Here is a 21709-nt window from a genome sequence, read left to right as displayed (position 1 = left end):
TCCGCCGGACGGGCGGCATGATGGGGGGATGCGCACCGCCGAGCAGCACGCCGCCCTCGTGGAGGCGCTGCTGGCTCCCCTCGCCGACCGCCGCCCCGAGCGGCTCGCCGTGCCGGACGCCGACGGCGGCGCCGCGCGCGTGCTCGCCGCGGACGTCGCGTCGCCGATCGACCTGCCCCCGTTCGCCAACTCGCAGATGGACGGCTACGCCGTCGACACGCGCGACCTCGCGGCGGACGCGGACCTCGTGGTCGCCCCGCGGATCACGGCGGGCTCGGCGCCCGGCGACCACCGCCGGGGGACGGCTTCGCCGATCATGACGGGCGCGCCGGTGCCGAGGGGCGCCGACGCCGTCGTCCCGATCGAGCGGGCCGTGCCCGACCGCTTCCCCGCCGAGGGCGCCGCGGCCTCCGTGCGGCTGCCGGCCTCGGCGCCCGTCGGCGAGTACGTGCGGGCGCGGGGCTCCGACATCGCGGCCGGCGACCTCCTCCTCCCCGCCGGGACGGTGCTGCGCGCAGCGCAGCTCGGTGCGCTCGCCGCGGCCGGGGTGACCGGCGTCGACGTGCGGCCGCGCATCCGCGTGCTCGTGCTGTCGACGGGCGACGAGCTCGCCCCGACCGGGTCCGACCTGCGTCCCGGCGCCGTGCACGACGCCAACTCCGTGAGCCTGGCGGCGGCGGTGCGGGAGGCCGGCGGCGAGGTCGCCGCGTCGGTCGCGGTCGCCGACGACCCCGCCGCGCTGCTCGACGTGCTGGAGCGGTTCGGACCCTCGACGGATGTCGTGGTGAGCACCGGCGGCGTGAGCAAGGGCGTGCGCGAGGTCGTGCGCGACGTGCTCGAGCCCCGCGGCGTCGAGTTCGTCTCGATCGCGATGCAGCCCGGCGGGCCGCAGGGCGCCGGGCTGCTCGAGCTCGACGGCCGGCGGCTGCCGGTCGTGGCCTTCCCCGGCAACCCGGTCAGCGCCCTCGTCTCGTTCGAGCTCTTCCTCCGGCCGGTGATCCGGCGGCTGCTCGGCCTGCCCGCCGAACGCCCGCGCGCGACCGCCCGGCTCGCGGCGCCGCTCGTCTCGCCGCCCGACAAGACGCAGGTGCGCCGCGGCCGGCTCGACGCGGACGGGCGGATCGTGCTCGTCGGCGGGCCGAGCTCGCACCTGCTGCACAGCTACGCGCTGTCGACCCATCTCGTGTTCGTGCCGCTCGGCGTCGCCGAGCTGCCCGCGGGCGCGGAGCTCGAGACCTGGAGGATCGATGTCTGAGTTCAGCCACCTGCGCGACGACGGGAGCGCCCGCATGGTCGACGTCGGCGCGAAGCCGAGCACGGACCGCCGCGCCACCGCGCAGGCAGTGGTCGTGACCCGGCCCGACGTCGTCGCCGCCGTGATGGAGGGGAGCGTGCCGAAGGGCGAGACGGTCGGCACCGCGCGGATCGCCGGGATCATGGCCGCGAAGCGCACGGCCGACCTCATCCCGCTCTGCCATCCGCTGCCGCTCTCGTCGGTGGAGATCGACGTCGCGCCCCGCGGCGCCGAGCTCGTCGTGACCGGGACGGTCGCCACGACGGCGAGCACCGGCGTCGAGATGGAGGCGCTGACCGCCGTCGCCGTCGCGGCGCTCACCGTCTACGACATGATCAAGGCCGTCGACCGGGAGGCCCGCGTCACCGATGTGCAGGTGCTGGCGAAGTCCGGCGGCCGGTCCGGCGACTGGACGCGCCCGTGACCCGGCGCGCCGTCGTCATCGTCGCGTCGACCCGCGCCGCCGCCGGGGAGGCCGAGGACACGACCGGACCGCGCATCGTCGACTGGGCGCGGGAGCGCGGGCTGGAGGCCGGGGCTCCGGTCGTGGTCGCCGACGGCCCGGCGGTCGGCGAGGCGCTGCGCACAGCGCTGGCGGGCCGGCCGGATCTCGTCGTCACGACGGGCGGCACCGGCATCGGACCGGCGGACGCCACCCCCGAGCAGACCGCGCCGCTCCTCGACATCGCCCTCCCCGGCATCGAGGAGGAGCTGCGCCGCCGCGGCGTCGCCGCCACCCCGACCGCCGTGCTGAGCCGCGGTCGCGCGGGCATCGCCGGGCGCACGCTCGTGGTCAACCTCCCGGGCTCGCCGGGCGGCGTGCGCGACGGACTCGACGTGCTCGCGGGCGTGCTCGACCACGCGCTCGACCAGCTCGCCGGCGGCGGGCATGGCTGACGCGGAGCACGCGAGCGTGCCCGACGCGGCGCCGACGGAGCCGGTGCCCACGGAGCCGGCGCCGACCGCGGCGGTCGTCGACGACCCCATCGATCCCGAGGCGCTCGCGACCGCGGTCCGGAGCGACGCCGACGGCGCCGTCGTCGAGTTCCGCGGGATCGTGCGGGACCACGACGGCGGACGACGGGTGACGGCACTCGAGTACGAGGCGCATCCGGATGCGGCGGCGACGCTGCTCGCGGTCGCCGCGGGCGTCGCCGCGCGGCATCCCGGCGTCCGCATCGCGGTCGTCCACCGCGTCGGCAGCCTGATCGTGGGCGACCTGGCGCTCGTCGCCGCGGTCGCCGCCCCGCATCGGGCGGAGGCCTTCGCCGCCTGCGCGGCGCTCATCGACGCGGTGAAGGCTGAGGTGCCGATCTGGAAGCGGCAGCACTTCGTCGACGGCGCGACGGAGTGGGTCGGCATCGACGACCGGCCGTGAGGCCGGGAGCGTCATGAGGCCGGAGACAGCGGAACCCCCGCGCGCGGCGGGGGCTCGGACCGTGGCTCCGACGGGCGTCGATCCCGTGACCTCACGATTTTCAGTCGTGCGCTCTACCAACTGAGCTACAGAGCCTCGGACGCCTCGCGGCATCCGGATGGAGAACGGCCCCTTTCCGAGAAAAGGGGCCGACATCCGCGACCCTGACGGGACTTGAACCCGCGACCTCCGCCGTGACAGGGCGGCACGCTAACCAACTGCGCTACAGGGCCTTGCATCTTCAATTGTGGATCGCTCGCCATCGCGGCCTCATCGTGACCCCAACGGGATTCGAACCCGTGCTGCCGCCGTGAAAGGGCGGTGTCCTAGGCCACTAAACGATGGGGCCGCAGCGCCGCGCCACAGCGGGCACAGCACGAGCAACCGAGGGTCAAGCATAGGTGCGGCCCGATCAAAACGCCAATCGGCGCCGTGACCCGGGTTCGGGGGCGTGCCGCGGATGAACCGGCCTGCCTACCATCGAGGGTCTAGGTTCAACCCGACGTCGAGGGTTCGGGCCCGCGGCATCGACCGATCCCGATCGTTCACACCCGCTAGGTAATCCGCAGGTGTGTGATTAGTGTGGTTGATGTTGTCAATGTGAATAGCGCGAAGAGGGCGCTGACGACGACCAGGGGAAACATGCAGGGGATCACCGGCCGGGGGGCGCGCGTCGGCATGCGCCGACGCGGCGTGGCCATCGCGGCCGCCATCGCCATGCTCTCCCTGCTGCCCGCCGTCGGCCTCACCGGGCAGCCGGATCGCGCGGACGCCGCGACGTATCCCACCTGGCCCGAGGTGCAGGCCGCCATCGCGAACGTCAACGCGAACGTCGCCCTGCAGAAGCAGGTGCAGGCCCAGATCGACGCGCTCGCCGCCGCCTCCGCCGCCGCGCAGGCCGACGCCGAGCAGAAGGGCATCGCCTACGGCGACGCCCAGGACCGCTACGACGAGCAGGACCAGATCGTGAAGGACCTGCAGGGGCAGGTCGACGCCGCGAAGGGCAAGGCGGATGCCGCCAAGGCCCAGGTCGACGGACTCCTGGCCGACATCGCCAAGCGCGGCAGCACCGACCTGACCTCCACGCTCGTCACGCACGGCGGCGACGCCGACGACCTGCTGTACCGCCTCGGCACCTCGTCGAAGCTCGCGGAGCAGACGAAGTCGCTCTACTCGACCGCGATCCAGCAGCAGCAGACGATCCAGAAGCTCACCGACCAGAACCAGCTGGCCAAGGAGGAGCGCGACCGCCGTCAGCAGGCGGCGCAGACGGCGTTCGAGGAGGCCCAGGCCGCCGCGGCCGCCGCGCAGGCCGCCGTCGACGCCGAGGCTCAGCACAAGGCCGAGCTCGAGGCCCAGCTCACCGCCCTCCAGCAGAAGCGCACCGACGTGCAGGCCGGCTACGAGGCCGGCGTCGCCGCCGCGCGTGCCGCTGCCGCCGCAGCGGCGGCAGCCGGGGGCGGATCCGGCGGCGCCGCCGGCGAGGTCAACCCGAACACCGGGTGGGGACGCCCGGCATCCGGCCCGATCACCTCCGGCTTCGGCATGCGCACCAACCCGGTCTCCGGCGTCTACAAGCTGCACACCGGCACCGACATCGCCGCCGGCTGCGGTGCTCCGATCTACGCGGCGCACAACGGCACCGTGATCTTCTCCGGCGTCTACAGCGACCTCGGCAACTTCATCGAGATCGCGAACGGCGACGGCACCGTCACCGGCTATGGCCACATCATGAACGGCGGACTGCTGGTCCGCGCGGGTCAGGCCGTGGCCGTCGGCAGCCAGATCGCGAAGGTCGGCGCCACCGGCGGCGCGACCGGCTGCCACCTGCACTACATGGTGCGCATCAACGGCAGCCTGACCGATCCGGTGCCGTTCATGCGCGGCAAGGGCATGCCGCTCTAAGCAGCGCGCTCGAAGCACGCGAAGGTTCTGGGGGGAGCCGAGATGGGCGGTCCGCACCGCTGATGACGACACGCAGACGTCCCTGGGGGGCGGCGGCTGCGCTGATCGCCATGACGACGCTCGCGTCGCTCGTGGTGCCGGCGAGCGCGCTCGCGGCACCCGACTACCCGACCTGGGCCGAGGTGCAGGCGGCGATGGCCAGCGCCTCCGCCACGAAGGCCGAGGCCGAGCGGCTCACGTCGCTGCTCACCGCGGCCGAGACTACCGCGGCCGCCCTCGGCATGACCGCCTCGCGGAAGGCCGACCAGTACCAGACCGCCGCCGCGGCGCTCGACGAGGAGACGGCCCGCGTCGACGACCTCACCGCGAAGGCGGATGCCGCCCAGGGCGCCGCGGACCGCTCCGGCGCGACCGCCGGCGCGCTCGTCGCCCAGCTCAGCCGGGTCGGCGGCGGCAACGTCACCGTCGCGCTGCTCGTCGGCGGCGACGCGGACGCGACGCTGTACCGGCTCGGCATCGCCAGCCGGCTGACCGAGACCTCGCGGCAGATCGTCGAGCGCGCGCAGTACGACCGGGGCACCGCCGCCGCGCTGGCCGCCGAGGCCTCCGCCGCGACGGCGGAGCTGCAGCGCCGGACGACGGCCGCTGCCTCCGCCTACGACGCCGCGGCCGCCGCGGCGAGCGCGGCGCAGGCGAACGCCGACGCGACCCGCGAGCGGTCGGAGACCGCGTACGCGCAGCTGGCGCAGCTCACCGGCCAGAGCGCCGACGACCTCCGCGCCGACCTCGCCGGTCTCGCGATGCAGGAGGCGCAGACCGGGGCGGGGTCGGGGGCCGGATCCGGGTCGGGGTCGGGATCGACCGCGCCGACGACGCCGAGCGTCCCGGTGCTGCCGTCCGCGCCCGCCGTCCCGGCGACGCCGGCCCAGCCGAGCACTCCCGCGCAGCCCTCGACGCCGTCGCAGCCCTCGACGCCGTCGCACCCGAGCACGCCCGCGCAGCCGGGGAGCGGTTCCGGGTCGTCCGGTTCGGGCTCATCCGGCTCGGGCTCATCGGGCTCGGGCTCGCGTTCATCCGGTTCGGGCTCATCGGGCTCGGGCTCGGGTTCATCCGGCTCGGGTTCATCCGGCTCGGACGTCGACGCCCCCGACGCCGCGGCCGTCGCGACGGCGATCGCGTTCGCCCGCGCCCAGCTCGGCGACGCGTACGCGTTCAACGGCGAGGGCCCCGACGCCTGGGACTGCTCCGGCCTGACGATGAAGGCGTACGGCGCGGCCGGGGTGTACCTCGGCGGGCACGGCGCGAGCATCCAGTACAACTACCTCGCCGCACGCGGGAGGCTCGTCCCGGTCGGCCAGGTGCAGGCGGGCGACCTCATCTTCTACAACGCGACCGGATCGGCCTCCGCGTCGAAGGACCACGTGGCGCTGTACATCGGCGGCGGCAAGATGATCGAGGCGCCGTACGCCGGCGTGCCCGTGCGGCTCATCTCGGTCTACGCGTCGGGCAGGGTCCCCTCCGCCGCGCGCCCCACGGGCTGACCCGGCGCGCCGCATCCGTTCCGCAGGACTTCCGACCTCGGTTCGCACGATGCCGGGCCGACGGCTCCTGCAGAACGGAGAAGTCCTGCAGAACGGGGCCTCGGCCGCCGTGCTGCAGGACTCCCGAAGCCCGCGGGGTCAGTGCCCCGGGTAGGCGGCCATGCCGTCCTGGATGAGCTGCTCGGCCTCCGCCGCGTCGCCCCAGCCCTCGGTCTTGACCCACTTGCCGGGCTCGAGGTCCTTGTAGTGCTCGAAGAAGTGCTCGATCTCCTTGCGCTGGAACTCCGGGATGTCGTCGACGTCCTGGATGTGCGCCCAGCGCGGGTCCTTCGCCGGCACGACGATGATCTTCTCGTCGCGGCCGCCGTCGTCGTTCATCTTGAAGACGCCGACGGGGCGCACCTTCACGCCGACGCCGGGGAACAGCGGGTAGTCGAGCAGCACGAGCACGTCGACCGGGTCGCCGTCGCCGGCGAGCGTCTTCTCGATGAAGCCGTAGTCGGTGGGGTAGACGAAGCCCGTGAACAGCACGCGGTCGAGGTACACGCGACCGGTCTCGTGGTCCACCTCGTACTTGTTGCGGCTGCCCTTGGGGATCTCGATGACGGCGTCGTATGCGGCCATGGCGGCACTCTCTCTCGCGTGGTTCGGATGCTGATCTAACGTTATCCGGTGCCCCATCGTCCCCGGCTGACCCCTCCGATCGCCGACGTGCGTCGTGCGGTGCGCGCCGTGCTCGAGCCGCTGTCCGGTCCCGGCGGCGCCGAATCGGAGCGCGGGCTCGTGCTCGTGGCGCTGAGCGGCGGCCCGGATTCGCTCGCCCTCGCCGCCGCCGTCGCGTTCGAGGCGCCCCGCGCCGGCGTGGACGCCGGCGCCGTCGTGATCGACCACGGGCTCCAGGCCGGATCGGCCGAGGCGGCCGCCGCCGCGGTGGAGCAGGCCCGCGCGCTCGGGCTCCAACCGGTGCTGCTCCGCCGGGTCTCCGTCGGCACGGCGGGCGGCCCGGAGGCCGCGGCCCGCGACGCCCGCTCTGCGGCGCTGCAGGACGCCGCCGTCGACACCGGCGCCGCGGCGGTGCTGCTCGGCCACACCCGCGACGACCAGGCGGAGACCGTGCTGCTCGGCCTCGCCCGCGGCAGCGGCGCCGCCAGCCTGCAGGGCATGGCCGGGCGCGCCGGGCTCTGGGTGCGGCCGCTGCTCGACGTCCCGCGCGCCACCACGGTCGCGGCCTGCGCGGATGCCGGGCTCGCGCCCTGGACGGATCCGCAGAACGCCGACCCCGCGTTCACCCGCGTCCGGGTGCGCACCGAGGTGCTGCCGGTGCTCGAGCGGGAGCTCGGACCGGGCGTCGCGGAGGCGCTCGCCCGCACGGCCGAGCAGCTGCGGGAGGACGCGGAGGCGCTCGACGCGATGGCGGAGGAGAACCTCGAGGACCTCGTCGAGCTCGAGGAGGCCGGGCTCTCGCTCAGCGCCGCCGCCCTCGCCGCCAACCCGGCGGCGCTGCGGCAGCGCATCATCCGGGCGGCGGTGCGGCACGAGTTCCACACGTCGCTGAGCCGGGCGCAGACCCTCGAGCTCGCGCGGCTCGTCACCGACTGGCACGGGCAGGGGCCGATCGACCTCCCCGGGTTCCGCGCGTCGCGCACCGGCGGCCGCATCCACCTCATCTCGACGCAGGCCGGCGAGCTCACCGGCGAGAAGCCGCCGCACGACCACTGAGGCCGGGGCTTCGACCGGCTCGGCCATCCGAATAGGCTCGACCCATGGACAGCTCCGACGTGGCCGGCGATCTCGAGCGCATCCTCCTCACGGAGCAGCAGATCCGCGACAAGCTCGCTGAGCTCGCGCGCCGGATCGAGTCGGACTACGCCGACCGCGACGTGCTGCTCGTCGGCGTGCTGCGCGGCGCGGTCATGGTGATGGCCGACCTCGCCCGCGAGCTGCGCACCCCCCGCGTGGAGATGGACTGGATGGCGGTGTCGTCGTACGGCGCCGGCACGCAGTCCTCCGGCGTCGTCCGCATCCTCAAGGACCTCGACTCCGACCTCGACGGCCGGCACGTGCTCATCGTCGAGGACATCATCGACTCCGGCCTCACGCTGTCCTGGCTCCGCGCCAACCTCGAGAGCCGCGGCGCGGCCTCCGTCGAGATCTGCGCGCTGCTGCGCAAGCCGGAGGCGGCGAGGGTCGAGGTCGACGTGCGCTACGTCGGCTTCGAGATCCCGAACGCGTTCGTCGTCGGCTACGGCCTCGACTACGCGGAGAAGTACCGCAACCTGCGCGACATCGCGGTGCTCGCGCCGCACGTCTACTCCTAGGGAGACCGCGGCGCCGCACGGGCCGCGCGCTCGAAGCGGAGCCCGAGGCGGCACCCGGTCAGCCTCCGGCGAACACGCAGGGGGCGCCCGAATCCCCCGGGGTACCCTGACACCACATCTCTGGGAAGGGGAGCGGGCCCGGCCCGCACGACATGGACTTCAAGCGCATCTTCCGCGGCCCGATCATCTGGGTCGCGATCGCGGTGCTCATCCTCATCATCGCGTTCAGCTTCATCAACAGCTCCGGATACCGCCAGATCGACACCCAGGCCGGCATCCAGCTGCTCCAGCAGAACGCGACGAAGGACGGGGAATCGATCGCCAAGGCCGACCGCATCGTCAAGTCGGTCAAGGTCACCGACGGCGAGCAGCGCGTCGACATGACGCTCTCGAAGGACTACAAGACCTTCGGCACGCAGGTGCAGTTCTACTACGTGCAGCCGCGCGGCGAGGAGGTCGTCACCGCGATCTCCGACAGCAAGGCGACCTTCAACGACGAGGTGCCCCAGACCAACTGGTTCCTCAGCATGCTGCAGATCCTCATCCCCTTCCTCCTGATCGGCGGCATCTTCTGGTTCCTGCTCTCCTCGATGCAGGGCGGCGGCAACCGCGTCATGCAGTTCGGCAAGTCGCGCGCGAAGCTCGTGAGCAAGGAGAGCCCGAAGGTCACCTTCGACGACGTCGCCGGTTCGGATGAGGCGGTCGAGGAGCTCCACGAGATCAAGGACTTCCTCAAGGACCCGGCCCGGTTCCAGGCCGTCGGCGCCCGCATCCCGAAGGGCGTGCTGCTGTACGGCCCTCCCGGCACGGGCAAGACCCTGCTCGCGCGCGCCGTCGCCGGCGAGGCGGGCGTGCCGTTCTACTCGATCTCCGGATCGGACTTCGTGGAGATGTTCGTCGGCGTCGGCGCGAGCCGCGTCCGCGACCTCTTCGAGCAGGCGAAGCAGAACTCGCCGGCCATCATCTTCGTCGACGAGATCGACGCGGTCGGCCGCCACCGCGGCGCGGGCCTCGGCGGCGGGCACGACGAGCGCGAGCAGACGCTGAACCAGCTGCTCGTCGAGATGGACGGCTTCGACGTGAAGACGAACGTCATCCTCATCGCCGCGACGAACCGCCCGGACATCCTCGACCCCGCCCTGCTGCGCCCGGGCCGCTTCGACCGCCAGATCGGCGTCGACGCCCCGGACCTCAAGGGCCGCGAGAAGATCCTGTCCGTCCACGCCAAGGGCAAGCCGATGGCGAAGGGCGTGAACCTCGAGGTGCTCGCGCGGAAGACGCCGGGCTTCACCGGCGCCGACCTCGCGAACGTGCTCAACGAGGCCGCGCTGCTCACCGCGCGCAGCTCCGCGCAGCTCATCGACAACCGCGCCCTCGACGAGGCCGTGGACCGCGTCATGGCCGGCCCGCAGCGCCGTACCCGCGTGATGAACGACAAGGAGAAGCTCATCACCGCGTACCACGAGGGCGGCCACGCCCTCGCCGCCGCGTCGATGCGCCACACCGACCCGGTCACGAAGGTCACGATCCTGCCGCGCGGCCGCGCCCTCGGCTACACGATGGTGCTGCCGCTCGAGGACAAGTACTCGGTGACCCGCAACGAGCTGCTCGACCAGCTGGCCTACGCCATGGGCGGCCGCGTCGCGGAGGAGATCGTCTTCCACGACCCGACCACCGGCGCCTCGAACGACATCGAGAAGGCCACCGGCATCGCGCGCAAGATGGTGACCGAGTACGGCATGTCCGCAGACATCGGCGCCGTGAAGCTGGGGCAGTCCCAGGGCGAGGTCTTCCTCGGCCGCGACATGGGCCACCAGCGCGACTACTCCGAGGAGATCGCCGAGAAGGTCGACCTCGAGGTGCGCAAGATCATCGAGCAGGCGCACGACGAGGCCTGGAAGGTGCTCAACGACAACCGCGACATCCTCGACAAGCTGGCGCGCGAGCTGCTCGAGAAGGAGACGCTCGACCACGACCAGCTGGCGGAGATCTTCACCGACGTGCGCAAGCTGCCGGAGCGTCCGCTGTGGCTGTCGAGCTCGAACCGGCCGCTGAGCGACGTGCCGCCGATCGAGATCCCGTCGAAGCTGCCGATCGACCCGGGTGCCGCCGACGGCGGGATCGACTCGGACGACAGCCAGGCCAAGCCGAAGCGCGCGCCGCGCCCGCGGAACAACCCCGGCCTCTCTCCCGCCTGATCGGATGACGATCGACTCCGGGCGCATCGAGGCGGCCGTGACGGAGATGCTCCTCGCGATCGGGGAGGATCCCGCCCGGGCCGGTCTCGAGACGACCCCGCGGCGCATCGCGGAGGCGTACGGCGAGTACTTCTCCGGGATCGGCGCGGATCCGCTCGACCACCTCCGCGACGCGGGGGAGATCGACGCGGGCGCCGGGGAGCTCGGCGAGTTCGTGCTGCTGCGCGACATCGGGTTCCGGTCGATGTGCGAGCACCACCTGCTGCCCTTCACCGGTGTCGCGCACGTGGCCTACGTGCCGCGGCGGCGGATCGTCGGACTGGGCCGCATCCCGCGCGTGGTCGAGACGCTGAGCTCGCGGCCGCAGCTGCAGGAGCGGCTCACGGAGCAGATCGCCGACGCGCTGCAGGAGGGGCTCGATCCGCTCGGCGTGCTCGTCGTGCTCGACGCCCGCCACGGCTGCGTCACCTCCCGCGGCGTGCACCAGGCCGAGTCGACCACGGTCACGCTCGCGACCCGCGGCGTGCTCGCCGAGCCGGCGCAGCGCGCCTCGACGCTCGCCCTCATCGCCCGCGGCGTCGATCAGCCCGAGTCCGAGGGCGGGGCATGAGCACGCCGCACATCATGGGCGTGCTCAACGTCACGCCCGACTCGTTCAGCGACGGCGGCCGGTTCTCGACCGCCTCGCAGGCCGTCGAGCACGGCGCGCTGCTGTTCGAGCAGGGCGCGCGCATCGTCGACGTCGGCGGCGAGTCCACCCGTCCGGGCGCCGCGTCGGTCGACCCGGGCGAGGAGCGCCGCCGGGTGATCCCGGTCATCGCCGCGCTCGTCGAGCGCCGCATCCCGGTCAGCGTCGACACCGTCAACGCCGAGACCGCCGCCGCGGCCATCGGCGCCGGCGCCGCGATCGTCAACGACATCTCCGGCGGGCTCGCCGACCCCGGCATGGCCCGGGTCGTGGCGGACGCCGGCGTGCACCTCGTCGTACAGCACTGGCGCGGCGGCACGGATGCCGAGCCCCGCTACGACGACGTCGTGCTCGACGTGCGCGACGAGCTGCGCCGCCGCCTCGACGAGCTCGTCGCCGCCGGCATCCCGCCCGAGCACCTGATCGTCGATCCCGGCCTCGGCTTCGCGAAGACCGCCGAGCACAACTGGCAGCTGCTCGGCCGCCTGCCCGAGCTCGTCTCGCTCGGCCACGGCGTGCTGATCGGCGCCTCGCGCAAGCGGTTCCTCGGCGGCGTGCTGCCGGACGGCGCGAACGTGATCGACCGCGACGCGCCGACGGCCGTCATCAGCGCCCTCGCAGCGCGATCCGGGGTGTGGGCCGTGCGCGTGCACGACGTGCCCTCGACCCGCGTCGCCCTGGACGTCTGGTCGGCCTGGGAGCACGGCATCGTCGGCGACCCGGCCGAGCAGGACGACGGGACCGTCGGCGCCGGCGACGGCGGGCGCCGCGCGTGAGCGGCGACCGCATCCGGCTGACCGGCCTCCGCGCGTTCGGGCACCACGGCGTCTTCCCCGAGGAGCGCGAGCAGGGCCAGGTGTTCGTGGTCGACCTCGAGCTGCGCCTGCCGCTCGTGGAGGCCGCCCGCACCGGCGACCTCGCGTCGACCGTGCACTACGGCGAGCTCGCGGCCGCGGTGGTCGCCGACGTCGAGCGCGACCCGGTGGACCTGCTCGAGACCGTCGCCGAGCGCCTCGCCGCGCTGGTGCTCTCGAACGTGCTCGTCGACTCGGTCGAGGTCACCGTCCACAAGCCGCACGCGCCGATCACCGTGCCGTTCGACGACGTCAGCGTCACCGTGACGCGAGAGCGGAGCGCCGGGTGACCCGCGCCGTCATCGCCCTCGGCGCCAACCTCGGCGACCGGGAGGCCACGATCCGCACCGCGCTCGCGCGGCTCGAGGCGACCGCGCACGTCGACGTGCTCGCCGTCTCGCCGCTCTACGAGACCGTCGCGCTCACCCTCGACGGACCGGATGCCGGCCGCCCGGCCTACCTCAACGGCGTCGCGCTCGTCGAGACGGCGCTCGACCCGGTCGAGCTGCTCGACACGCTCGGCGTCGTCGAGCGCGAGCAGGGACGCGACCGCTCGGCCTCCGCGCCGCGCTGGGGCGACCGCACGCTGGACCTCGACATCGTCGAGTACGAGGGCGTCCGGATGGCCACGGAGCGGCTCACGCTGCCGCATCCGCGCGCCGCCGAGCGCGACTTCGTGCTGCGCCCGTGGCTCGACATCGACCCCGATGCGGAGCTCGAGGGCCGCCGCGTCGCCGACCTGCTGGAGGCCCTCTCGTGAAGCGCACCGCTCCGCTCAGCCTCGTGCTGCTCGGCGTCATCGGCGCCGTCGCCATGTTCCTGCTCGAGACCGCCGTGGTCGCCGCCGGCATGCCCCGCTACGAGCCGCAGCTGTCGCTGCCGGTCGCGCTCGTCGCGATCGCGGTGATCGTCGTGCTGCTCGCGGTGCCGGTCTGGCGCGCCACCCGCGGTCACTCGCCGCGGCGCATCGACCCGTTCCACGCGACCCGGGTCGTGCTGCTCGCGAAGGCGTGCGCGCTCGCGGGCGGGCTGCTCACCGGCGCCGGCGTCGGGCTGCTGTCGTACCTGTGGTTCCTGCCCTCGGCGATCGCGGCCTCCTCGATCCTCATGGCGGTCGCGATGACGGTGGCGTCGATCCTGCTGCTCGCCGCGGGCCTCGTGGCCGAGCACCTCTGCACCGTGCCGCCGGAGGACCAGGACGACCCCGACCGCCGCGGCGGTCCGGGCGCCGTCGCCTCCTGACCCTCGGGGTCGCTCGGAACGGGGCATCCCCCCGATCGGCCCGTGGAAGGATCGGACCCGTGAGCTCCGCCGACGACGCCCCTCGAATCCCCCGGGGCGGGCTCGATCCCGTGTCCGGTCCCTGGCGACGGGTCTCCGTCCGCTACGTCTGGGTCGACCTCGTCGGCACCGTGATCGGCGGACTCTTCATGACCGCCGCGTCGGGCCTGCCGTGGTTCTTCGCCGGCGCCCCGTGGACGCGCGCCGGGCTGGGCTGGCTCATCGCCCTGCCGATCGTCGTCGGGGTCGTCTGGCTCGTCGTCGCGATCCTGACCCCGCGCCGGGTGCGCTCGATCGGCTACCGGCTGCGCGACGACGACCTCGTGGTGCGGCGCGGCATCCTGTTCCAGCGCTTCGTCGCCGTGCCGTACGGCCGCATGCAGCTCGTGGACGTGACGCGCGGGCCGCTCGAGCGGGTGCTCGGGCTCTCGCAGCTCAAGCTCGTCACCGCCGCGGCCGCGAGCAACGTGACCATCCCGGGCCTGGCCGAGGCCGATGCGGAGTCGCTCCGCGACCACCTCGTCGACCTCGCCGAGACCCGCCGGGCCGGGCTGTGACGGGCGGGGTGCTGTGACCGACCTCGCGGATGGCGACTGGCACCGGCCCCTCCGGGTCACGCCGCTGCTCAAGGGCGGCTTCGCGCTCGTCGCGGTGCTCGGCGTGCTCATCGCGAACCTGCGCGAGCGGATCATCGACTTCTTCATCCACGCGCCGGGCTACAGCGGCGACCCGGTCGACTGGATCATCGACCAGGGCTGGCTGCCGCTCGCGCTGCTCATCGCGGTCGGCGTGATCGCGGTCGTCGTTGCGCTGTTCTTCGTGTCGTGGCGGATGCACACGTTCCGCATCACGCCCGAGCTCGTCGAGGTGCGCAGCGGCGTGCTGTTCCGCACCCACCGCAAGGCGCGCCTCGACCGCATCCAGTCCATCGACATCCGCCGGCCGCTGTTCGCGCGCCTGTTCGGCGCGGCCCGGCTCGACGTGCAGGTCGCGGGACAGGACGGCACCGTCCGCCTGGAGTATCTCGGCAGCAGCGCGGCCGACGAGCTGCGGGCGGAGATCCTTCGCCTCGCGTCCGGCGTGCGGGCGGCGGAGGCGGCGGGCGCGCTGCCGGCGGATCCCGGTGCGGTCGGCGGGCCGGGTGCGGTCGGCGGTGGGGGTGCGGTCGGCGGTGCGGGCGCGGACCCGCGCAGCGCCGCGAGCCGGATGATCGAGTCGCGGATGAACGAGTTCCTCTCGCCGGAGCTCGACCCCGCGCTCGCCGCGCCCGAGGCGGTGCTGAAGATGAACCCGGGCCGGCTGATCGGCTCGACCGTGCTGAGCCCCACGACCGGCTGGTTCGTCGTCGCGCTCGCCGTCGTCATCGTGCTCAGCGTCGGCTTCCGCATCGAGTGGGCGCTGTTCTCGTTCATCCCCGGCATCCTCGGCCTCGGCTCCGTGCTGATCCGCCGCGTCTCGAAGTTCCTGCGCTACTCGATCGCCGCCACGCCCGACGGCATCCGCGTCGGATACGGGCTGCTGTCGACGAGCAACGAGACGCTGCCGCCCGGACGCCTCCACGCCATCTCGGTCAGTCAGCCGCTGCCCTGGCGGCCGTTCGGCTGGTGGACGATCAAGGTCAACCGCGCGGTGCGCTCGCGCAACGACAACCAGAACCAGCAGGACTCGATCGTGCTGCCGGTCGGCACGGCCGAGGAGACGCTCCGCGTGCTCGGCCTGCTGCTGCCCGAGCTCAGCGCCGACGAGCTGCGGCCGGTGCTCGCGTCGGGGTTCTCGCGCGACCGCGCCGGCGGCGTCTACACGGTGTCGCCGCGGCGCGCCGCCGTGCTGCGGTGGTTCTCCTGGCGGCGCAACGGGTTCGCGATGCTCGACGGCGTGGTGCTGCTGCGCCGTGGCGCGATCTGGCGGGAGCTCGCGATCGTGCCGTTCGCGCGGATGCAGAGCGTCGCGCTCGAGCAGGGCCCGCTGCTGCGCGCGCTGCGGCTCGCCGCCGTCACGGTGCACACCGTGTCGGGGCCGATCTCCGGACAGCTCGGCGCGCTCGACGCGGAGGACGCGACCCGCTTCCTCCGCGACGCCTCCGCGGCGGGGGTGGCCGCGGCCGCCGTCGACGGCACGCACCGCTGGGGCAGGACGTGAGCGGGCGGGACGGGCGGCTCGGGGTCGGCATCATCGGCGCCGGCCGGGTCGGACCCGTGATCGGCGCGGCGCTCGGCGGCGCCGGGCACGCGGTCGTCGGCATCAGCGCCGTGTCGCAGCAGAGCCGCGACCGTGCCGGCGCGATGCTGCCGGGCGTGCCGGTGCTCGACGTGCCGAGCGTGATCGAGCGCTCCGAGCTCGTCGTGCTCGCCGTGCCGGAGGACCAGCTGCCCGACCTCGTCGCCGGGCTCGCCGCGACCTCCGCCTGGCAGCCCGGCCAGCTCGTGCTCCACACCGCGGCGGGCCTCGGCACGGGGGTGCTGCGGCCGGCGCTCGCGTCCGGGGCCATCCCGCTCGCCGTGCATCCGGCGATCGCGTTCACCGGCACGACGCTCGACCTGGCCCGGCTGCGGCGGGCGCGCTGCGCCGTGACCGCTCCCACGCCCGTGCTGCCCATCGCCCAGGCGCTCGTGATCGAGATGGGCGCGGAGCCCGTCGTCGTCGCGGAGGCGGACCGCCCGGCCTACGCGGAGGCGATCGCGACGGCCCGGAGCTTCTCGGCCGCGATCGTCGAGCAGGCGATCGGGCTGCTCGACGGCATCGGGGTGGAGGAGCCGGGCGCGCTGCTCGCCCCGCTCGTGCGCTCCGCGGTGGACGACGCGCTGGGTCGTCCGACGCTCGCCGACCTCGACGGGTAGCGGCGCGGTACGCCTCGGACGGCTGAGCTCGTCGAAGCCTCCGCCGCCGTGTCCGGTGTGGGTGCCCGCGCGGATATCCGGCCGGGGCTCAGTCGAGCAGGCCGCGCAGGTCGTCCGCCGTCAGCGGGCTCGAGAACAGCGCGCCCTCGTCCACCACCTGGTCGAACAGTCGCCGCTTGCCGGCGCTGAGCGCGAGCACCTTCTCCTCGATCGTGTCGCGGGCGACCGCCCGGTAGACCATCACCGGCCGGGTCTGCCCGATCCGGTGGGCGCGGTCGACGGCCTGCGCCTCGACGGCCGGGTTCCACCACGGGTCGAGCAGCACCACGTAGTCCGCCTCGGGCAGGTTCAGCCCCACGCCGCCCGCCTTGAGGCTGAGCAGGAAGACCGGGGCCGATCCGCCGCGGAACCGCGCGATCACCTCGTCGCGCCGCACGGTCGAGCCGTCGAGGTACTCGCTCGCGACCCCCTCCGCGTCGAGCCGCTCGCGCACGAGCGCGAGGTAGGAGGTGAACTGGCTGAACACGAGCACCCGGTGCCCCTCGGCGGCGGCCTCGCGCAGCTTCTCGAGCACCAACTCGAGCTTCGAGGACGGCACGTCGTCGAAGCCCTCGTCGAGCAGGCGGGCGTCGAGCGCGAGCAGGCGCAGCAGCGTCAGCGAGCGGAACACGATGAACCGCTGCCGGTCGAGATCGTCGACGAGCCCGAGCAGCTTCTGCCGCTCGCGCTGCAGGTAGCGGTCGTAGAGCGCGCGGTGCTCCGGCTCGAGGTCGACGGCGAGCACGTGCTCCTGCCGCTCCGGCAGCTCGGCGGCCACGGCCTCCTTCGTGCGGCGCAGCAGGAACGGGCGGATGCGCCGCCGCAGCTCCGCGATCCGCTCGGGCGTCGCGACCTTCACGTAGCGGTCGGCGAAGCGGATGCGCGACGGCAGCAGCCCCGGGGCAGCGAGCTTCAGGATCGCCCACAGGTCGGTGAGGCTGTTCTCGAGCGGCGTGCCGGTCAGCGCGTACACGGCGTCGCACTCGAGCGCGGCGACGGCCTCGTGCAGCCGTGAGGCGGGGTTCTTCGCGGTCTGCGCCTCGTCGAGTACGACGATCGACCAGCGCCGTCGTGTGAGCCGCAGCTCGTCGAGGCGCAGCACGGCGGCGGAGGTGACGACCACGTCGACGTCCGCCGGGATCCGGCCGCGGGTCGTCGCGAGCACGGCGACGCGCAGGCCGGGCGCGAAGCGGGCGAGCTCGTCGCGCCAGCCGCCGACCACCGACGACGGCGCGATCACGAGGGCTGGCGGCGCCTCCGGCTCGCGCTCGCGCGCGTGCACCAGCAGTGCGATCGTCTGCACGGTCTTGCCGAGCCCCATGTCGTCGGCGAGCACCCCGCCGAGGCGGTGGCGATGCAGGTGCGCCAGCCGGCGGAACCCGTCGAGCTGGTACGGCCGCAGCTCCGCCGAGAGGCCGGCGGGCGGCTCGAGCTCCTCGGGCACCGCGCGGAGGGCGGCCGCGGCGGCGCGCCACGCCACGGCCTCCGGCTGCTGGTCGGCGAGGTCCTCGAACGGCTCGAGCAGGGCAGCGCGGGTGCGGGGGATGCGGGGCCCCGTCTCCCACTCGTCGAGGTCGGAGCTCTCCTCGATGAGCTCCCGCAGCGCGTCGAACACCGGCTTGCGCAGATCGAGGTAGGTCTTGTCGACGAGCAGCAGCCGCGTGCGTCCGCGGCTCAGGGCGGCGAACAGCTTCGCGAGCGGCACCTGGTAGTCGCCGACGGTCACCACGAACCCGAGCTCGAGCCAGTCGTGGTCGGCGCTCGGCACGGCCGTGAGCTGCAGCTCCGGCGCCTCCGTGCGGGGTCGGTAGCCGGGCGCGCGGCCGATCCGCTCCACCCGGATGCCGCGGTCCTCGATGGCGGGGAGGTCCTCGGCGGCGAACGCGGCCGCATCCGCGCCGGTGAGCCGGTCCGGCACATCGAGCGGCGGCTCCCCGAGCGGCTCGCGCAGCGCGCCGAGGCTGCGCTCCCACCGGGTCGTGATCGTGTCGCGCGCGCCGAACTCGACGACGAGCACCGGCTCCTCGACGAGCTCGGGCAGATCGACGCCGCGGCCCTCGACCCGCACGGACCGCGCGAGCCGGGGATGGAAGCCGCGCCAGAACTCGGGCACGTCGTCGGCCGGCACGTGGAGGCCGGGGCCGCCGGGCTCCGCGCCGACGCCCCAGGCGAGCGCGGCGGCCTCGCCGGGCTCGACGGGGGTGAGTACGGCGTCCGGCCCATCCGGGCTCCAGGTGTAGAAGCCGGAGTCGCCGAGCACGCCGGCGACCGCGGCGCGCTCGCCGTGGAGCTCGGCGATCGCGCTGAGGCGCAGGCCGCCCTCGCCGTCCGGCGAGACCTCGACGCGCACCTCGGCGCGATCGGTGACGGTCACGGCGCCGCCGCGCGGGCCGGTGACCATCCGGATGCCGAGGCCGGCCGCCTCGGTCAGCATCGGCCAGAGCAGCGGACCGCGGAACTCGTCGAGGTAGAGCCAGTCCGACTCGTGGGCGCGGTAGCCGTCGGATCCGGCCCGGTGGAGGCCCGCGAACTGCGCGAACCAGCGCACCTGGTCGCGGTCGAGGCGCATCCGCTCGACCGTGAAGCCGAGCGACGACCAGCCGATGCCGCCGGTGACCCAGGTGCCGGCCGGGCTGCGGCGCGCGGGACGGACGGCGAGCCGATGCTCGGCGCCGGGCACGAGCCGCTTCGCCGGCTCGGCCGTGGGGCGCGTCCAGGTGCCGCCGCGCCGCACGAGGGCACGCAGCTGCACGAGGAGGGCGAGCTCGGCGGGGCGCCCCTCCGAGCCGATCGGCGCGGGCGGTGCGGCCTCGGCGCCCTGGAGCCGGCTGCGCCAGTCGTCGCGGTCGGTCACCCGGTCATGCTGGCACAGCGCTCCGACAGCGCCGGCCCGTCGGCGACCCGGGCGGCGGAGTGGATACGATCGATCCCCGTGACCAGACCGGCGGTGATCGAGACCGTGGCCGGCGTCCGGGAGCGGTTCGCTCCGGGCCGCGCCGCGCTCGTGCCGACGATGGGGGCGCTCCACGAGGGCCACCTCGCGCTCGTCGAGCGGGCGCGGGAGCTCTCCGACGACGTGCTCGTCTCCGTGTTCGTGAACCCGCTGCAGTTCGGCCCGGCCGAGGACCTCGCGCGCTACCCGCGCGATCTCGAGGGCGACCTGGCACTGCTCGAGCCCTACGGCGTCACCGTGTTCGCGCCGGCCGTCGAGGAGATGTACCCCGACGGCACGCCGCAGCAGACCCTCGTCACGGCCGGGGACGTCGGCCGCGCCTTCGAGGGCCGCTCCCGCCCCGGCCACTTCGACGGGATGCTCACCGTCGTCGCGAAGCTGCTCGGCATCGCGCGGCCGTCGGCCGCGCTCTTCGGGGAGAAGGACGCGCAGCAGCTGTTCCTCGTGCGCCGGATGGTGCGCGACCTCGCGATCGACACCCGCATCGAGGGCGTGGAGACCGTGCGCGCCGACGACGGCGTCGCGCTCTCGAGCCGCAACCGCTACCTCGACGCCGAGCACCGCCTCGCCGCCCGCGCCCTGCCGCTCGCGCTCGACGCCGCGGAGTCGGCCGGCGACCGCGGCATCGACGCGGTGATCGCGGCCGCGCAGTCGGTGCTCATGGGGGAGCAGTCGGTGGAGCTCGACTACCTTGGGGTGGTCGATCCGCGCACGTTCCTCCCGGTCTCCGACGACTTCCGCGGTCCCGCGCTCGCGCTGATCGCGGCCCGGGTGGGCGCGGCCCGGCTGATCGACAACCGACCTCTCTACCTGAACAGGGCGACATGAGCGACACCCCCCGGATCCCTGAGCCTGTCGAAGGGGCGACCGACGTCGAGGACATCGCCGAGCAGAAGGCGGTCCGTCTCGAGAAGCGCGCCCGGCTGATCGCCGACGGCGACGAGGCGTACCCGGTGGCCGTCGACATCACGGCGACGATCGCCGACGTGCGCGCCCGGTTCGGCGACCTCGAGCCGGATGCCGCCACCGGCGAGCGGGTCGGCCTCGCCGGCCGCGTCGTGCACCTGCGCAACACGGGCAAGCTCTGCTTCGCGGCGCTCCAGGCGGGCGACGGCAGCCGCATCCAGGCCATGGTGTCGCTGGCCGAGGTGGGCGAGGAATCGCTGCAGCGCTGGAAGGAGCTCGTCGACCTCGGCGACCACCTCTTCGTGCACGGCGAGGTCATCTCCAGCCGGCGCGGCGAGCTCAGCATCATGGCCGACGGCTGGCGCATCGCGTCGAAGGCGATCCTGCCCCTGCCGAACCTGCACTCCGAGCTCGGCGAGGAGACGCGGGTGCGCCAGCGCTACCTCGACCTCATCGCCCGGGAGTCGGCGCGGCATACCGTGCGCACGCGCGCGAAGGTCATGCAGAGCATGCGGAAGACCTTCGACGACCGCGCGTTCCTCGAGATCGAGACGCCGATGCTGCAGGTGATGCACGGCGGGGCCTCCGCGCGGCCGTTCTCCACGCACTCGAACGCGTTCGACACGGAGCTGTTCCTCCGCATCGCGCCGGAGCTCTACCTCAAGCGGGCCGCGGTCGGCGGCATCGACCGGGTGTTCGAGATCAACCGCAACTTCCGCAACGAGGGCGCCGACTCCACGCACAGCCCCGAGTTCGCGATGCTCGAGGCGTACGAGGCGTACGGCGACTACGAGTCGATCGCCGAGCTCACGCAGGCGCTCATCCAGAACGCGGCGGTCGCGGTGTTCGGGTCGACGACCGTGACCTGGCACGACGGCACCGAGTACGACCTCGGCGGCGAGTGGCGGCGCATCCGGATGTACGACTCGCTGAGCGAGAACGCGGGCGTCGAGATCACGCCGGAGACCTCCGTCGCCGAGCTGACGGCGCTCGCCGAGCGGCTCGGGGTCGAGGTGAAGCTGCCCACCCACGGCAAGCTGGTCGAGGAGCTCTGGGAGCACTTCGCGAAGGACGACCTGCAGCAGCCGACGTTCGTCATGGACTTCCCCGTCGACACCTCGCCGCTCACGCGCCAGCACCGCACGATCCCCGGCGTCGTCGAGAAGTGGGACCTCTACACCCGCGGCTTCGAGCTGGCCACCGGCTACTCGGAGCTCGTCGACCCGGTCATCCAGCGGGAGCGGTTCGTCGAGCAGGCGCGCCAGGGCGCGCGCGGCGACGACGAGGCGATGCGCCTCGACGAGGACTTCCTCACCGCGATGGAGCACGGCATGCCGCCGATGGGCGGGATGGGGATGGGCATCGACCGCCTGCTCATGGCGCTCACCGGCCTCGGCATCCGCGAGACGATCCTCTTCCCGCTCGTCAAGTAGCGGTCGCACGCCGAACCCGCGGAAGGGTACGTCTGCCCCCCAAAG

The 21709-nt window shown here is 73.8% G+C and carries 21 protein-coding genes and 3 tRNA genes; 19 read left to right on the top strand and 5 right to left on the bottom strand.

Annotated features, from left to right (window positions below):
- The first annotated feature begins 28 nt into the window (after positions 1 to 28).
- The 4 genes from AC1RSJ_RS06125 to AC1RSJ_RS06110 are packed head-to-tail and all read left to right on the top strand — an operon-like array spanning position 29 to position 2672.
- Complete coding sequence (locus AC1RSJ_RS06125; protein WP_493117451.1) at positions 29 to 1255, top strand: molybdopterin molybdotransferase MoeA; 1227 nt, start codon at positions 29 to 31, stop codon at positions 1253 to 1255.
- Positions 1248 to 1718, top strand: a complete 471-nt coding sequence (gene moaC / locus AC1RSJ_RS06120; protein WP_493117450.1) for a cyclic pyranopterin monophosphate synthase MoaC — start codon at positions 1248 to 1250, stop codon at positions 1716 to 1718. The genes AC1RSJ_RS06125 and moaC overlap by 8 nt, the downstream gene beginning before the upstream one ends.
- Entirely contained in the window at positions 1715 to 2191 is a 477-nt protein-coding gene (locus tag AC1RSJ_RS06115) for a MogA/MoaB family molybdenum cofactor biosynthesis protein (RefSeq protein ID WP_493117449.1), read from the top strand. Before moaC ends, AC1RSJ_RS06115 begins: the two co-directional genes overlap by 4 nt.
- Positions 2184 to 2672: a molybdenum cofactor biosynthesis protein MoaE gene (locus AC1RSJ_RS06110; RefSeq protein ID WP_493117448.1), complete on the top strand. Its 489-nt coding sequence runs from the start codon at positions 2184 to 2186 to the stop codon at positions 2670 to 2672. Before AC1RSJ_RS06115 ends, AC1RSJ_RS06110 begins: the two co-directional genes overlap by 8 nt.
- Positions 2673 to 2734: 62 nt before the next feature.
- Here AC1RSJ_RS06110 and AC1RSJ_RS06105 read toward each other — a convergent pair.
- The 3 genes from AC1RSJ_RS06105 to AC1RSJ_RS06095 form a co-directional block, all read right to left on the bottom strand.
- A tRNA-Phe gene (locus AC1RSJ_RS06105) sits at positions 2735 to 2807 on the bottom strand.
- Positions 2808 to 2870: 63 nt separating this feature from the next.
- Positions 2871 to 2944 (bottom strand) — tRNA-Asp (locus tag AC1RSJ_RS06100).
- 43 nt (positions 2945 to 2987) lie between these two features.
- Positions 2988 to 3060 (bottom strand) — tRNA-Glu (locus AC1RSJ_RS06095).
- A 293-nt stretch (positions 3061 to 3353) separates the two neighbouring features.
- Here AC1RSJ_RS06095 and AC1RSJ_RS06090 point away from each other — a divergent pair.
- Both AC1RSJ_RS06090 and AC1RSJ_RS06085 read left to right on the top strand, forming a co-directional pair.
- A complete protein-coding gene (locus AC1RSJ_RS06090; RefSeq protein WP_493117447.1) occupies positions 3354 to 4616 on the top strand; it encodes a peptidoglycan DD-metalloendopeptidase family protein in 1263 nt (420 codons plus the stop codon).
- Between the two features lie 110 nt (positions 4617 to 4726).
- Complete coding sequence (locus AC1RSJ_RS06085) at positions 4727 to 6157, top strand: C40 family peptidase (RefSeq protein WP_493117446.1); 1431 nt, start codon at positions 4727 to 4729, stop codon at positions 6155 to 6157.
- A 138-nt stretch (positions 6158 to 6295) separates the two neighbouring features.
- Here the strand turns inward: AC1RSJ_RS06085 and ppa are convergent, their stop codons facing one another.
- Complete coding sequence (gene ppa, locus AC1RSJ_RS06080) at positions 6296 to 6781, bottom strand: inorganic diphosphatase (protein WP_493117445.1); 486 nt, start codon at positions 6779 to 6781, stop codon at positions 6296 to 6298.
- A 48-nt stretch (positions 6782 to 6829) separates the two neighbouring features.
- On the opposite strand from ppa, the gene tilS reads away from it, so the two are divergent.
- The 11 genes from tilS to AC1RSJ_RS06025 all read left to right on the top strand — a co-directional run bounded on the left by tilS (position 6830) and on the right by AC1RSJ_RS06025 (position 16333).
- A complete protein-coding gene (gene tilS, locus AC1RSJ_RS06075) occupies positions 6830 to 7876 on the top strand; it encodes a tRNA lysidine(34) synthetase TilS (RefSeq protein WP_493117444.1) in 1047 nt (348 codons plus the stop codon).
- A 44-nt stretch (positions 7877 to 7920) separates the two neighbouring features.
- Entirely contained in the window at positions 7921 to 8475 is a 555-nt protein-coding gene (gene hpt / locus AC1RSJ_RS06070) for a hypoxanthine phosphoribosyltransferase (RefSeq protein WP_493117443.1), read from the top strand.
- Between the two features lie 152 nt (positions 8476 to 8627).
- The gene (ftsH, locus tag AC1RSJ_RS06065) at positions 8628 to 10673 is read left to right on the top strand and encodes an ATP-dependent zinc metalloprotease FtsH (protein WP_493117442.1); all 2046 of its coding nucleotides are present in this window, start codon (positions 8628 to 8630) and stop codon (positions 10671 to 10673) included.
- Positions 10674 to 10677: 4 nt separating this feature from the next.
- Entirely contained in the window at positions 10678 to 11283 is a 606-nt protein-coding gene (folE, locus tag AC1RSJ_RS06060; protein ID WP_493117441.1) for a GTP cyclohydrolase I FolE, read from the top strand.
- A complete protein-coding gene (gene folP / locus AC1RSJ_RS06055; RefSeq protein ID WP_493117440.1) occupies positions 11280 to 12137 on the top strand; it encodes a dihydropteroate synthase in 858 nt (285 codons plus the stop codon). The genes folE and folP overlap by 4 nt, the downstream gene beginning before the upstream one ends.
- On the top strand, positions 12134 to 12505 hold the full coding sequence (gene folB, locus AC1RSJ_RS06050; RefSeq protein WP_493117439.1) for a dihydroneopterin aldolase: 372 nt from the start codon (positions 12134 to 12136) through the stop codon (positions 12503 to 12505). Before folP ends, folB begins: the two co-directional genes overlap by 4 nt.
- The gene (gene folK, locus AC1RSJ_RS06045; protein ID WP_493117438.1) at positions 12502 to 12975 is read left to right on the top strand and encodes a 2-amino-4-hydroxy-6-hydroxymethyldihydropteridine diphosphokinase; all 474 of its coding nucleotides are present in this window, start codon (positions 12502 to 12504) and stop codon (positions 12973 to 12975) included. The genes folB and folK overlap by 4 nt, the downstream gene beginning before the upstream one ends.
- Positions 12972 to 13457: a DUF3180 domain-containing protein gene (locus tag AC1RSJ_RS06040; RefSeq protein WP_493117437.1), complete on the top strand. Its 486-nt coding sequence runs from the start codon at positions 12972 to 12974 to the stop codon at positions 13455 to 13457. Before folK ends, AC1RSJ_RS06040 begins: the two co-directional genes overlap by 4 nt.
- Positions 13458 to 13516: 59 nt before the next feature.
- On the top strand, positions 13517 to 14053 hold the full coding sequence (locus AC1RSJ_RS06035) for a PH domain-containing protein (RefSeq protein WP_493117436.1): 537 nt from the start codon (positions 13517 to 13519) through the stop codon (positions 14051 to 14053).
- 13 nt (positions 14054 to 14066) lie between these two features.
- On the top strand, positions 14067 to 15635 hold the full coding sequence (locus AC1RSJ_RS06030) for a PH domain-containing protein (protein ID WP_493117435.1): 1569 nt from the start codon (positions 14067 to 14069) through the stop codon (positions 15633 to 15635).
- On the top strand, positions 15632 to 16333 hold the full coding sequence (locus tag AC1RSJ_RS06025; protein WP_493117434.1) for a Rossmann-like and DUF2520 domain-containing protein: 702 nt from the start codon (positions 15632 to 15634) through the stop codon (positions 16331 to 16333). The genes AC1RSJ_RS06030 and AC1RSJ_RS06025 overlap by 4 nt, the downstream gene beginning before the upstream one ends.
- Before the next feature lie 88 nt (positions 16334 to 16421).
- Here the strand turns inward: AC1RSJ_RS06025 and AC1RSJ_RS06020 are convergent, their stop codons facing one another.
- The gene (locus AC1RSJ_RS06020) at positions 16422 to 19226 is read right to left on the bottom strand and encodes a DEAD/DEAH box helicase (RefSeq protein WP_493117433.1); all 2805 of its coding nucleotides are present in this window, start codon (positions 19224 to 19226) and stop codon (positions 16422 to 16424) included.
- Positions 19227 to 19298: 72 nt separating this feature from the next.
- On the opposite strand from AC1RSJ_RS06020, the gene panC reads away from it, so the two are divergent.
- Together panC and lysS are read left to right on the top strand one after the other, a co-directional pair.
- Positions 19299 to 20153, top strand: coding sequence for a pantoate--beta-alanine ligase (gene panC / locus AC1RSJ_RS06015; RefSeq protein ID WP_493117489.1), 855 nt, complete (start codon positions 19299 to 19301; stop codon positions 20151 to 20153).
- A complete protein-coding gene (gene lysS, locus AC1RSJ_RS06010) occupies positions 20150 to 21664 on the top strand; it encodes a lysine--tRNA ligase (protein ID WP_493117432.1) in 1515 nt (504 codons plus the stop codon). Before panC ends, lysS begins: the two co-directional genes overlap by 4 nt.
- The last annotated feature ends 45 nt before the right edge of the window (positions 21665 to 21709 follow it).

This window comes from Schumannella sp. GW821-FHT10F01 (genome assembly GCF_058809295.1).
The sequence above is the reverse complement of the archived record's forward strand: the minus strand, read 5'-3'. Positions and strand labels throughout refer to the sequence as shown.